This window comes from Spartinivicinus marinus, assembly GCF_026309355.1.
In the GTDB taxonomy this organism is placed as follows: domain Bacteria; phylum Pseudomonadota; class Gammaproteobacteria; order Pseudomonadales; family Zooshikellaceae; genus Spartinivicinus; species Spartinivicinus marinus.
The window spans coordinates 989,839-1,002,154 of the sequence record NZ_JAPJZK010000001.1 but is presented as its reverse complement, the minus strand read 5'-3'; the positions used below and the strand labels follow the sequence as shown (position 1 = coordinate 1,002,154).

The window sequence follows — 12,316 nt, the reverse complement described above, 5'->3', positions numbered from 1 at the left end:
AATGTAATAACAGGTAACCCGTATGACTGAAGAAACTCAGAATGCAGTTGAGCAACAGGATGAGAATAAGCTGATTGCATTGCGCCGGGAAAAGTTAGCTGCAATTCGAGAGAAACGTAATGCTTTCCCTAATGGCTTTCGGCGCGATAGTTTAGCCGGAGATTTACAAGCCAAATACCAGGATAAATCGAAGGAAGAGCTGTCTGAAGCAGGCATTCGGGTAAAAATCGCTGGTCGTATTATGCTGAACCGAGGCGCTTTCATGGTGGTTCAGGATGTTAGTGATCGGATTCAGGTATATGTTAATCGTAAAGTGCTCGCTAAAGATGTACTAAGCGATATAAAAACCTGGGATTTAGGTGACATTATTGGTGCTGAAGGTACTTTACAGCGTTCAGGTAAAGGCGATCTTTATGTCGATATGGAATCGGTGCAATTATTAACCAAAGCACTGCGTCCACTGCCAGATAAGCATAAAGGCTTGGAAGATACGGAAATGCGCTATCGCCAGCGCTATGTTGACTTAATTGTCAATGACGAATCACGTCAGGTATTTAAAGTTAGAACGCAAATAGTGGCAGCAATTCGTCAGTACCTAAATAACCAGGCATTTATGGAAGTGGAAACGCCAATGTTACAGGTTATTCCTGGTGGTGCGGCAGCAAGGCCATTTATTACCCATCATAATAGCCTGGATATTGATATGTATTTACGTATTGCACCAGAGCTATACCTCAAACGCCTTGTAGTGGGTGGCTTTGAAAGGGTTTATGAAATCAACCGGAACTTCCGTAATGAAGGCTTATCAACCCGGCATAACCCAGAGTTTACCATGTTGGAGTTTTACCAGGCTTATGCAGATTACCATGATTTAATGGATTTAACAGAAGATATGTTGCGTGCAGTGACGCAGCAAGTGCTTGGTAGTACAGAAGTGGTGTATCAAGATAGTACTTATGATTTTGCAAAGCCATTTCAGCGAATGACAGTATTTGATTCTATTTTGCACTTTAATTCAGAATTAACAGCCAGCGATATTGATAATCTGGAGTCTGCTCGTAAAGTGGCTGAAAAACTGGATATTCCATTAAAAGATAGTTATGGATTGGGTAAGGTACAGATTGAAATTTTTGAAAAAATGGTTGAGCACCGCTTAGATCAACCAACATTTATTACTGAATACCCAACGGAAGTTTCTCCATTAGCTCGACGCAATGATGAAAACCCATTTGTCACAGATCGATTTGAGTTTTTTGTGGGTGGTCGAGAAATTGCCAACGGTTTTTCTGAGTTAAATGATCCGGAAGACCAAGCTGAGCGTTTCCAGCAACAAGTTGCTGAAAAAGAAGCTGGTGATGATGAAGCCATGCACTATGATGCCGACTACATCAATGCACTGGAATATGGTTTACCTCCTACTGCAGGAGAAGGTATTGGGATCGATCGTTTAGTTATGTTGTTTACCAATGCCGCTTCTATTCGCGATGTTCTACTTTTTCCCCACATGAGACCTCAAACTGAAATTTGACGCATTTGACCATTGAGTTGTGGCTCAATGGTCAGTTATCCTTACACTGTCGCCTTAATAATAATTATTAGGGCGCTTTCAACGTTAAAAGCACTTTTACTCAGTTCTGACTGTAGTCACTCATTCAGTAGTCTTTTTAATAAGGCTTATGTTTGTCTGATGCTTAGCTTGTTATTCGACTTTTACTGGATTGAGTTTTTATCAGCTCAACGCTTTAAGTGCTTTTAAAGTCAAAGCATATTTTATAAACAAAACTAAAAATCGCTCATCCGGTTTATTGATAGTTAGTAAGTACTGCCATATCAATAACAAGCCGTTTTCTTGAGCAGTAAAAAAGTACAGTGACGGGATCTTACTAATCATGTCTGAATTAAGGGAGCAGCTAGCGCAAACCATTCCTTACCAGGGGCGTAAAGCCAGTCGGGTGGGGAGTGAGCAAAGACGCCGAGCTATTTTAGAAGCAGCACTTAATATTGTAATCAAGGAAGGGGTACGTGGTGTTCGCCATAGAGCTATTGCTAAGGCCGCTAACGTACCATTATCAGCAACGACTTACTATTTTAAGGATATAAATGATTTAATTAGTGACACCTTTTCTTACTTTGTTGAGCTAGGAAATGCCAGACTAAGTAATTTTTGGATTGAAGCTGAAATAGCTATTAGACAACAGTTGTCGCAGTCAGAATCAGCTGATACCACTAAGCGGCGGTTACTTAAGCATTTTACTGAGTTAGCCGTAAGCTACATCGAGCAGCAAGTGACTGATCGCCGCGATGAGCTGATTGCTGAGCAGGCTTTTTTACTAGAAGCACTTAGATCTTCTCACTTACGACAATTGGTGCATGTGCATCACCAAAATCTGTTAAAGGATCTAACTCGCTTTTATCAGCTGTTAGGTACAACGAAGCCTGAGCTGGATGCTGTATTGACCAAGGCTGTAGTGGTTGAAGCTGAATATTATTGCTTGCTTGATCCAAGCCGCTATGGACGTGAATATATACGAGCATTTTTACAGCGACATATTCAGCTAGTTTTACAAATCCCTGATGAGGAGGAAGTCGTAAACTAATCAGCACTGCCTGAGTATTTCTGCGGATAGCAAAAAATTCTGGAAATACTCGGGTTAATTTTGGACTATTTAAAGCTCACTGAAGGGCTCCTCTACTAATTGTTTATGGTCTCAATTATTAGAGGCACCCTAAAGATAGTGACAATAAAGGCTGTGAGTGTAAGAATCTACTGACTTAAATGAAGGCAGGCTTTTTGAGGGTATTATGAAAAATCAACCCGTCATGCTAATAGTTGTTGCAGTGGTTAGTGTGATAGTTACGGTATTTGCTTTGGACTGGTATGGCTATCTACGGCACTCAACTGAACAAGACTCAGTTTACTTGGCGGAATTTAACCTGATTAAAAATATTCCAGGACAAGAACAGTTTCTTTCTCATAAAACAGCACCTTTTTTAGCCTATTGTGCTGGTGGTTATTTAGTCATGAGTCACCAGAAAAAGCCGGGGGTTGCAGGTGTTTTGACCTATAGAAATAAACAACCTATCCCTTGCAAGGCCAGCCAGTAACTGAGTGCATCTATAAGGAAACTATTTTTCTTTACTCTGAAAGTGTTTCTTAAGCGTTTGGAAAAAAGAAGGACGAGAGTGCTGCTTGGTTTTTTTAGTTGAATCTTTTTGTGGATAAAAATTAACTTGCCCGCCCAGCATTTCTGTCATTTCACACGCATCCTGATAAATAAAGTTCATAAGATGGGTGTGGTCTGGTAGCTGATGTTGTACTAGTGGGGACAGCTGATAAGCAGGTAGCTCATCAATGGCAATCAGTTTGATTGACTTGGTTTGATGAGTCAGCCAAAGATATCTGGCCAGTATGCAATGACAGGTTAAATCATACTGTTGAGGAGCATACTGCCAATAAGTTCGATGTTTGACTGCTTCTATAAAGGTAATGGGCATATGCCAGTGATTTAAAAGTAAACTGGTTAAGCGGTTGTTTAAGCCGCGGCACATTTGTTTTACTTTTTTTTCGCTCGCAAGCAGGTTGGGCTCTTTTGCCAAGTTGATAATCAGTAACATGCTGCCAGCGTCTTGTAATAATGATGCAAGCATTGCTTCATCAGTACTTAACTGTGGAATGTGCTTGGCCATTATGGTGCTGATAGCTGACAAGGCGATACTGCGCTGCCAGTAGTGGGCTAAGAAACGTTTGGCTAGCTTTGAGTCAGAAGGAAACAGCTTTTTTATCGTGTATGTTAAAACAAAATTACTAACAGTATATTCTCCTAGCCGTTGGATTGCTCCTCGTAAATCTGCAGGGGATGTGGCTTGATGGAAAAGAGGAGAGTCAGCCAACTTCATTAGCTGGTCAACGAGCACAGGGTCTTGCTCTAACAGCTGAATAATGTCGTTTTGATGATGGCTGGGGTTGGCAATAATTTGGCGAATGGTAACAACTGTTTCAGGCAGACGAGGAAGCGGCCTTTTACCTTGCTCTAACTGTTGTGCTATTTGAATATGAGGAGCCGTTGCCATTGTTATCTATAGAATGCACCACTAGTTAATTGCAGTTGCTTTATAGCCACTTCTTATGATGGTTATAATAGCACTTTGAATGATAGTGAGTGAGGGTGAAGCAGCAGATGGCTGAAGTAAAATTAGAGGTGAGTTGGAAGAAGCGCCTGGTTGAAGAGTTTGAAAAGGACTATATGAAAAGCCTGCGTGCTTTTTTACAAGCAGAAAAACAGGCGGGCAAGGTGATTTATCCGCAAGGCTCTGAGTACTTTAAAGCCTTTGAGTTGACCCCTTTTGATCAGGTAAAAGTCGTGATTTTAGGGCAAGACCCTTACCATGGACCAGATCAAGCCCATGGACTTTGCTTTTCTGTTAGACAGGCTATTAAAACACCGCCCTCTTTAGTCAATATGTATAAAGAGCTGGAACAGGATCTTGGTATTTCTCCTGCTAATCATGGCAACCTGGAGCATTGGGGAAAACAAGGCGTATTATTGTTAAACAGTGTGCTCACCGTTGAGCAAGGGAAGGCTGCGTCCCATCAAGGCAGAGGCTGGGAACAGTTTACTGATGAAGTGATTGCGCGACTAAATGCAGAACGGCAGGGTATTGTGTTTATTTTATGGGGCAGTTATGCACAGCGTAAAGGTAGTTTTATTGATACCCAAAAGCATATGGTAATTAAGTCTGTGCACCCATCACCTTTATCTGCTCACCGAGGCTTTTTTGGTAGTCGTCCCTTTTCAAAAACCAATGCCTATTTGCAGCAGCAAGGATTGCCTCCCATCGACTGGCAATTACCCACGCTTTAATTTTCGGTATTCCCTTGGAGGAATACCAATCACTCGTTTAAAGAGACGTGAAAAATAATAAGCATCTTCATAGCCTAAACTATGGCTGACTGCCGATATGGGTTGGTCAGTTAAATCTAACAAATAACAAGCGCGTTGCATTTTTAAATGGATAAAATGCTGAATGGGGCTGTGTCCTGTTAGTGCTTTAAAACGCTTACAAAAGTGGTATTTTGATAAGTTAACACTGGCGGCCAGCTGTTCTAATTTAAGCTGGCCATGGATATTCTTTTGCATATTACTCAACACTTTTTGTAAGTCAAAGTGCTCAGTCTGTAGTTGAGGCTTAATCACTGCTACCAGGCTGAGCAGCTGAGTTAGATGATTAGCAGCATAAATCAGTGGATTAAGCTGATAGGCAGCCTGGTGTAATGACACTAGTGTATCAAACCCTGCCACGAGTTCTGGGTGCAAGCCAAGAGATAGTTTTACGGTGGTTGGCCCTGGCAACAAGTGTTGTACATAAGTATCACTTAATACGCCATCAAAGTGTACCCAATAAATTGACCAGGGATTTGTATTGCTTGCTTGGTATTGGTGAGATAAGCCTCGGGGTAATACAACAAAATCACCCGCTATGATTGTGGTTTTGTGTTGCTGAGCTTGTAATTGTCCTTCACCTGCAATGCAATAAATTAATAAGTGGTCTACATGCTGATGGCGTTCCATTTGATGGGATGTTGCTTGAGGGTAATAGCCAAACCCTAGTGGATAGCAGTGCTGACTAAGAGGGTGCAAACTTAATTGCCTGGTGAGTGAGTCTGGCGTTATATATCGAATAGCTGTATGAGATAAGGGCCAGTCTGAGGTAAGCTCAGGCTCGGTAGTTGATGTTGATAAAACCACAATAAAGTCCAGTTTTCTGCCAAGATAGTTAATCCTGGATTAGCGGCAAGCATGTTACAAGGGAATTATGAAACTCTAAAGCAAGAGCCGTAGCAATAATAATAACAACAATACAATTCTTACCCATCAAGTAGGTAACTTTATAATGACTACTCAACCTAACTGCTTAAACCAATTTATTGATGGTGAGTTTACTGTCAGTGAAGCCAAGCGGTGTATCCCCGTTACTAATCCTGCTACCCAAGAGGTGTTGTGTGAAGCACCTTGTGCTACGGATCAGGAAATTGAAACTGCAATTGTCAGTGCTCAAGAGGCTTATTATCAGTGGCGGGAAGTGCCTACTCCAGAGCGAGCGAGGTTAATGCTCAACTACCAGGGGGTGCTGAAGCAACACCAGGAGGATATTGCCGTCACCCTCAGTAAAGAAACCGGAAAAACCCTGGCAGATGCAAAAGGAGATGTTTGGCGGGGAATAGAAGTGGTTGAGCAGGCAGCAAACGTTAGTAGTTTAATGATGGGGGAAACAGTCGAGAACGTTGCTCGTGCTATTGACTGTTATAGTTATCTACAGCCGCTAGGTGTATGTGTAGGGATTACCCCCTTTAATTTCCCTGCAATGGTACCTTTGTGGATGTACCCAATGGCCATTGCCTGTGGTAACAGCTTTATCTTAAAACCATCAGAACAAGACCCGATGACACCCACTCAGTTGGCGGAGTTGGCGGTGGAGGCGGGCTTTCCTAAAGGAATTCTACAAGTGTTGCATGGTGATAAGGAGCAGGTGGATCGATTAATTACTCATCCACTGGTGAAAGCCATCTCTTTTGTTGGATCAGTAGCAGCCGGGCAACATATTTACCGTACTGGTACTGATAATCTAAAACGGGTACAGGCATTTGCTGGGGCAAAAAATCATATGGTGGTAATGCCGGATGCTGATAAAGACCAGGTGATTAGTAATCTGATTGGCTCTAGCGTAGGAGCAGCTGGGCAGCGCTGTATGGCAATTAGTGTAGCTGTGATGGTGGGTGATGCTAAAAACTGGGTAGAAGATTTACGTGATGCAATGGCCAATGTTAGACCAGGGCTTTGGGATGATCCGCAGGCCAGTTATGGGCCACAAATTTCACCCCAGGCTAAACAACGGGTGTTGAGTTTTATTGCTAAAGGTAAAGAAGAAGGCGCAACCTGTTTACTCGATGGCTCTGACTGTAAAGTCCCTGAAGCACCAGATGGTAACTGGGTAGGCCCCACTTTATTTACTGATGTAACACCTGAGATGAGTATTTATAAGGAAGAAATATTTGGTCCGGTACTTGTCGTATTGTGTGCAGATACTCTTGATCAGGCAATTGAACTAATTAATCAAAACCCTTATGGAAATGGAACTTCTATTTTTACTGCTTCTGGTCAGGCTGCACGACACTTTCAACATTATATTGAAGTAGGACAAGTGGGTATTAATGTACCCATTCCAGTGCCATTACCCTTTTTCTCTTTTACTGGCTGGAAAAATTCCTTTTACGGCGACCAACATGCTTATGGTAAGCAGGCTGTGCGATTTTATACTGAAACTAAGACAGTTACCGCTCGCTGGTTTGATCCGGGTATGAGTGCATCACCTAATATGACTATTCACTTACGGTAGAAGTATCTGTTAGAGAACTTTGCAAAAGGGTGTTGAAAATAAGTCTAGTGTCCGATAGGGGGGAGTAGATTTTTCGATAGCCTCTAGAGAGAGGGAGCTAAAAACACCCTTTCGCAGTAGTCTCGTTAGGAGAAAATATGGATTTTAATTTATCAGAAGAGCAGTTAGCGTTTCAGGGAACAGCAAAACAGTTTGCAGAAAAAGAGTTAGCTGAAAATGCAGCTGAGTGGGATCAGCAAGCGCACTTTCCTATTGATGTGATTAAAAAAGCCGGCAATTTGGGTTTTTGTGCGATTTATGCTCCTGTTGAGCAGGGGGGGATGGGATTAAGCCGACTGGATGCTAGTTTAATTTTTGAGGCTTTATCACAAGGATGTACATCTACCACAGCCTATCTAACCATCCATAATATGGTGACCTGGATGGCCTGCAAGTTTGGTCAAGCAACTGTGCTGGAAGAATGGTGCCCTCGTTTATCGACAGGTGAATTATTAGGTTCTTATTGCCTAACTGAACCTAATGCAGGCTCTGATGCAGGGTCGTTAAAAACCAGTGCCACAAAAAAGGGGGATTATTATCTACTAAGTGGCAGTAAAATGTTTATTTCTGGGGCGGGTTCAACTGATGTACTGTTAGTGATGGCTCGTACGGGGGAAGCAGGGCCAAAAGGAATTTCCAGCTTTTTAGTGCCTGCTGACTCGGCAGGAATCAACTATGGGCGTAAAGAAGAGAAGATGGGCTGGAATAGTCAGCCTACCCGCACTATTAGTTTTGATCAGGTAAAGGTACCCGCCAACTTGCGTTTGGGCGATGAAGGGCAAGGCTTTAAAATAGCTATGCAGGGACTGGATGGTGGCCGAATTAATATTGCGTCTTGCTCATTAGGTACTGCACAAGCCGCATTAAAGCAGTCTCATGATTATCTGCATCAACGCCAGCAATTTGGTAAACCCTTAGCTGATTTTCAGGCGCTGCAATTTAAATTTTCCGATATGGCAACGCATTTAGTGGCTGCTCAACAAATGGTGCGCCTGGCTGCTTTTCATTTAGATCAACAGTCTAGTCAAGCTACCACTTATTGTGCGATGGCAAAAAGGCTAGCAACTGACTTATGTTTTGATATTTGTAACCAAGCCCTGCAATTACATGGCGGATATGGCTATATCAAAGAATACCCTTTAGAACGCTATGTAAGAGATGCGCGGGTCCATCAAATACTGGAAGGCACCAATGAAATTATGCGGGTGATTATTGCTAGACGCCTATTAATAGAAAATGGCTTGGAGATGATTTTTTAAGGAAATTCCATGACAAAACAATTAGAGCCTATCACAGCAGGACAACTAACCGCTATTACCAATAAATTATTAGTTGAAAAAATTGGTCATACTGCATTAATTACGATTAATAACCCATCAGCCAATACCTGGGATAGTGAAAGTTTATTGGGGTTAAAAACGATTGTTGAGTTATTAAATCAAGAACGCTCTATTTATAGTTTGGTGATTACTGGCCAGGGAGAAAAGTTTTTTTCCGCAGGAGCAGATTTAAAACTGTTTGCGGAAAGGGATAAAGCTAAAGCACGTGATATTGCTAAACATTTTGCAGATGCATTTGAAACGCTTAGCCAATACCAAGGAGTGTCTATTGCGGCCATTAATGGTTATGCAATGGGAGGAGGGTTGGAGTGTGCCTTGGCTTGTGATTTGCGGATTGTAGAGTCTCATGCGGTATTAGCCCTACCTGAAGCGTCGGTGGGGTTATTGCCTTGTGCCGGTGGTACTCAACAGTTGCCGTGGTTAGTCGGTGAGGGTTGGGCAAAACGAATGATTCTTTGTGGTGAACGAGTCACTGCAGCAAAAGCGGTTGAAATTGGTTTGGCTGAGCAGCAGGTAGAGTCTGGCAAAGCCAGAGCAACAGCGCTGTTGTTGGCCGAAAATGTCGCTAAACAAAGCCCTTCAAGTGTGCGCGCTTGTAAAAGATTAATTCAAAAAGCTCGCTTTCATCCCATGTGGCAGGCATTGCCAGTTGAACGAGAATTGTTTATTGATTTATTTGATACAGAAGACCAACAGGAAGGGGTTGGGGCTTTTTTAGAAAAAAGGCCTCCCGTTTGGAAAAACCGTTAGCAAGTTATGCAAAAACATAAAAAAGAAAAAGTGGCTAGGAGATTATAAATGTCACAGTCTGCAGTGTTATTTGAAGAATTACCTGTCAGTAAAGGAAAGCGGCTGGCTAAAATAACTTTAAATCGTGCCAAAGCACTGAATGCGATCGATTTAGAAATGATCATGGCCATTTTTCAGCAGCTACAACAATGGCGTAGTCAGCCGGATGTGGTAGCTGTTTGGCTGGAGGGCGAGGGTGATCGGGCCTTTTGTGCCGGTGGTGATATTCGTAAATTATACCAAATGCTGATAGAGCAATCAGACCATCGATTAGAGCATGCAACCGTATTTTTCCAGCATGAATATCAATTAGACTATTTAATTCATACCTACCCAAAGCCCATTATTTGTTGGGGGGCTGGCATTGTGATGGGAGGGGGGCTTGGTTTAATGGTGGGAGCAAGCCACCGAGTGGTTACCGAAACCAGTCAAGTTGCTATGCCAGAAATTAATATTGGACTATATCCGGATGTATCTGGTACCTGGTTTTTGTCCCGTTTGCCTACCGATTTGGGCTGTTTTGTTGGACTAACAGGTGCTGTATTAAATGCAACTGATAGTATTCGGTTAGGTCTTGCAGATTACTTTATTGCTGCTGAATTAAAGGCTGAGTTGTTAGATAGCTTAATTCAGGTCGATTGGGAGCAAACGGATGCAGCGAATAAAATATTAGTGGGGCAGCTCTTAAAGCCATTGGAAAGTCAGGCCTGGTGCCATCTTCCAGTATCTAAAATTGTTGAACATTGGCAAGATATACGTCATCTGTTTGGTTTGCCTTCGTTGCAAGAAATCGATGTGGCTGTGAAATACCATGCGGCAAAAACAGGAGATGATTGGTTAACGGGTACATTACAAAGCTATATTAATGGCTGTCCAACAACGGCTTGGATTGTATGGGAGCAGATGCAGCGTGGTCGTCATTTAGCGTTGGCTGAAGCTTTTCAATTAGAACTAATTTTATCAGTGCAATGCTGTCTACATCCTGACCTGGCGGAAGGCGTAAGAGCCAGGTTGATTGATCGAGATAATCAACCGGATTGGAAATTTAAATCAGTAGCTGAAGTACCTACAGAATGGGTAGAAGCTCATTTTCAAGCTCCATGGATTGATAAAATTAATCCACTAAAAAGTTTATTGAAATAAGCAAGAGGGATTTATGAAAATCGGATTTATTGGCGTAGGGCTAATGGGCGGACCTATGGCTCATAATTTGTTAAAAGCCGGTTATGAGCTGAAAGTATTTGACTTGGTACCTGCACTGTTAAAGCCATTAATTCAAGACGGGGCAATAGCTGTTGATAATGCGCGCTTAGCAATAGAAGGTGTTGACTGTTTGATTACTATGCTACCAGCCAGCGAGCATGTGTTGAGCTTGTATTTAGACGAAGAGGCGCTGCTGGAGCATATTGATCCAAAAACACTAGTGATAGACTGTAGCACTATAGCGCCTGATGTTACGAAAATCGTAGCAGGTGCGGCAGCTAAGCAAGGCATTACTATGCTGGATGCCCCTGTTTCTGGAGGCACTAAAGGTGCTAAAGATGGCACGCTAACATTTATTGTCGGTGGTTCTGCAGCCGGTTTTGAAGCAGCTCAACCGGTATTGTCAGCAATGGGAAAAAATATTTTGCATGCCGGTGATCATGGGGCCGGGCAGATGGCAAAAATATGCAATAACATGTTGCTAGCCATTCATATGGCAGGTACAGCAGAAGCGATTCAGTTAGGGGTTAATAATGGTTTAGATCCAAAAGTATTGTCGGATATTATGGTGCAAAGCTCGGGTAGAAACTGGTCACTTGAGCTGTATAACCCCTATCCAGGTGTAATGGAAGCTGTTCCTGCATCAAAAGCGTACCAAGGTGGTTTTAAAGTCAATTTAATGGTGAAGGATTTAGGCCTGTCTCAACAAGCTGCATTGTTAAGTTGTTCTAGTACACCATTAGGAGCACTTGCTCGTAATCTATTTAATCTTCATGCAGCTCAAGGAAGTGAGAAGTTAGACTTTTCAAGTATTCAACAGTTTTATAAGCCAAAATAAGACTCAGTCTTCTAGCAGTCCTTAAATTTAGCCAAACAAACGGCTCTTATATGAGCCATTTGGTTTTTGGAGTTTAATGTTTCACTGTACCCATCCGTGGACGGTCATGTTCGTAATGACTGCTTTGGGTATAAAAGCCTCCTCGCACGATTTTAGGTTTTACCAGTCGCTCAAAGTCTCGATAATCCATGCGGATTATTTCATTATGATTGCCTGCATTGAATGCAATCTTATGGTCGTCAACCAATGCTTCTGCTACATAAACAGGGATATTAAATAAATTACCAAAGGGGGGCATAGCGCCAGTTTTGCAGTGAGGAAATAAGTCGCTGAATTCACTTTCATGGGCTAATTCAATATCAACTGCACCTAAGTATTTGCCAATAGTATTTAAGTCGATAGCATAATTGGATGGCATCACTAACATTGACATGACATCATCTACTTTCACCATGACTGTTTTGGCAAAGTCTTTGCCACTAACATGTGCCGATTGTGCTACTTCTTGTGCTGTAAAGCCTACAGAATGCTCATGAATACTGTAAGGAACGTTTTTATCCTGTAAGTATTCGGTTAGTTGGGGAATGGCCATAGCAGCCTCCGTTATTTCAGAAGCCTGAAAACAAGGATATGTTTAAATTATAGATCAATAGCATCGGATTTATTTCCCCGTTTCTTTCATTACCCTGCCATGGTTATAATTCATTACATA

12 protein-coding genes are annotated in these 12,316 nt (G+C 42.2%); 9 read left to right on the top strand and 3 right to left on the bottom strand.

Annotated elements, in window-relative coordinates:
- Positions 1-22 precede the first annotated feature (22 nt).
- From lysS to OQE68_RS04740, 3 genes are all read left to right on the top strand, one after another.
- A complete protein-coding gene (lysS, locus tag OQE68_RS04750; protein WP_180567285.1) occupies positions 23-1,528 on the top strand; it encodes a lysine--tRNA ligase in 1,506 nt (501 codons plus the stop codon).
- Positions 1,529-1,889: 361 nt separating this feature from the next.
- Positions 1,890-2,597, top strand: a complete 708-nt coding sequence (locus OQE68_RS04745; protein WP_180567286.1) for a TetR/AcrR family transcriptional regulator — start codon at positions 1,890-1,892, stop codon at positions 2,595-2,597.
- A 205-nt stretch (positions 2,598-2,802) separates the two neighbouring features.
- Complete coding sequence (locus OQE68_RS04740; RefSeq protein WP_180567287.1) at positions 2,803-3,105, top strand: PA3694 family proteiin; 303 nt, start codon at positions 2,803-2,805, stop codon at positions 3,103-3,105.
- Positions 3,106-3,126: 21 nt separating this feature from the next.
- Here the strand turns inward: OQE68_RS04740 and OQE68_RS04735 are convergent, their stop codons facing one another.
- Positions 3,127-4,071, bottom strand: coding sequence for an HDOD domain-containing protein (locus OQE68_RS04735; RefSeq protein WP_180567288.1), 945 nt, complete (start codon positions 4,069-4,071; stop codon positions 3,127-3,129).
- A 107-nt stretch (positions 4,072-4,178) separates the two neighbouring features.
- Between OQE68_RS04735 and ung the strand changes: the two genes are divergently transcribed.
- The gene (gene ung, locus OQE68_RS04730) at positions 4,179-4,862 is read left to right on the top strand and encodes a uracil-DNA glycosylase (protein WP_180567289.1); all 684 of its coding nucleotides are present in this window, start codon (positions 4,179-4,181) and stop codon (positions 4,860-4,862) included.
- Here ung and OQE68_RS04725 read toward each other — a convergent pair.
- The gene (locus tag OQE68_RS04725; protein ID WP_266195526.1) at positions 4,848-5,747 is read right to left on the bottom strand and encodes a helix-turn-helix transcriptional regulator; all 900 of its coding nucleotides are present in this window, start codon (positions 5,745-5,747) and stop codon (positions 4,848-4,850) included. The two genes, ung and OQE68_RS04725, sit on opposite strands and share 15 nt — an antisense overlap.
- Before the next feature lie 145 nt (positions 5,748-5,892).
- Between OQE68_RS04725 and OQE68_RS04720 the strand changes: the two genes are divergently transcribed.
- The 5 genes from OQE68_RS04720 (at position 5,893) to mmsB (ending at position 11,604) form a co-directional block, all read left to right on the top strand.
- On the top strand, positions 5,893-7,395 hold the full coding sequence (locus OQE68_RS04720; protein WP_180567290.1) for a CoA-acylating methylmalonate-semialdehyde dehydrogenase: 1,503 nt from the start codon (positions 5,893-5,895) through the stop codon (positions 7,393-7,395).
- A 137-nt stretch (positions 7,396-7,532) separates the two neighbouring features.
- Positions 7,533-8,693 (top strand): acyl-CoA dehydrogenase family protein, encoded by a 1,161-nt coding sequence (locus tag OQE68_RS04715; RefSeq protein ID WP_180567291.1) that lies wholly within the window; start codon positions 7,533-7,535, stop codon positions 8,691-8,693.
- Between the two features lie 9 nt (positions 8,694-8,702).
- Positions 8,703-9,524 (top strand): enoyl-CoA hydratase, encoded by an 822-nt coding sequence (locus OQE68_RS04710; protein WP_180567292.1) that lies wholly within the window; start codon positions 8,703-8,705, stop codon positions 9,522-9,524.
- Positions 9,525-9,572: 48 nt separating this feature from the next.
- Positions 9,573-10,706, top strand: coding sequence for an enoyl-CoA hydratase/isomerase family protein (locus OQE68_RS04705; protein ID WP_180567293.1), 1,134 nt, complete (start codon positions 9,573-9,575; stop codon positions 10,704-10,706).
- Between the two features lie 13 nt (positions 10,707-10,719).
- Positions 10,720-11,604: a 3-hydroxyisobutyrate dehydrogenase gene (gene mmsB / locus OQE68_RS04700; RefSeq protein WP_180567294.1), complete on the top strand. Its 885-nt coding sequence runs from the start codon at positions 10,720-10,722 to the stop codon at positions 11,602-11,604.
- 73 nt (positions 11,605-11,677) lie between these two features.
- Here mmsB and OQE68_RS04695 read toward each other — a convergent pair whose 3' ends face one another.
- Positions 11,678-12,196 (bottom strand): aminoacyl-tRNA deacylase, encoded by a 519-nt coding sequence (locus OQE68_RS04695; protein ID WP_180567295.1) that lies wholly within the window; start codon positions 12,194-12,196, stop codon positions 11,678-11,680.
- Positions 12,197-12,316: the final 120 nt, after the last annotated feature.

What these genes read in the sequence shown, in the direction of transcription:
- ung (WP_180567289.1), top strand. Translation starts at nt 4,179, where the DNA reads ATGGCTGAAGTAAAATTAGAGGTGAGTTGGAAGAAGCGCCTGGTTGAA.
- OQE68_RS04735 (WP_180567288.1), bottom strand. Translation starts at nt 4,071, where the DNA reads ATGGCAACGGCTCCTCATATTCAAATAGCACAACAGTTAGAGCAAGGT.
- mmsB (WP_180567294.1), top strand. Translation starts at nt 10,720, where the DNA reads ATGAAAATCGGATTTATTGGCGTAGGGCTAATGGGCGGACCTATGGCT.
- OQE68_RS04720 (WP_180567290.1), top strand. Translation starts at nt 5,893, where the DNA reads ATGACTACTCAACCTAACTGCTTAAACCAATTTATTGATGGTGAGTTT.
- OQE68_RS04740 (WP_180567287.1), top strand. Translation starts at nt 2,803, where the DNA reads ATGAAAAATCAACCCGTCATGCTAATAGTTGTTGCAGTGGTTAGTGTG.
- OQE68_RS04710 (WP_180567292.1), top strand. Translation starts at nt 8,703, where the DNA reads ATGACAAAACAATTAGAGCCTATCACAGCAGGACAACTAACCGCTATT.
- OQE68_RS04715 (WP_180567291.1), top strand. Translation starts at nt 7,533, where the DNA reads ATGGATTTTAATTTATCAGAAGAGCAGTTAGCGTTTCAGGGAACAGCA.
- lysS (WP_180567285.1), top strand. Translation starts at nt 23, where the DNA reads ATGACTGAAGAAACTCAGAATGCAGTTGAGCAACAGGATGAGAATAAG.
- OQE68_RS04705 (WP_180567293.1), top strand. Translation starts at nt 9,573, where the DNA reads ATGTCACAGTCTGCAGTGTTATTTGAAGAATTACCTGTCAGTAAAGGA.
- OQE68_RS04745 (WP_180567286.1), top strand. Translation starts at nt 1,890, where the DNA reads ATGTCTGAATTAAGGGAGCAGCTAGCGCAAACCATTCCTTACCAGGGG.
- OQE68_RS04695 (WP_180567295.1), bottom strand. Translation starts at nt 12,196, where the DNA reads ATGGCCATTCCCCAACTAACCGAATACTTACAGGATAAAAACGTTCCT.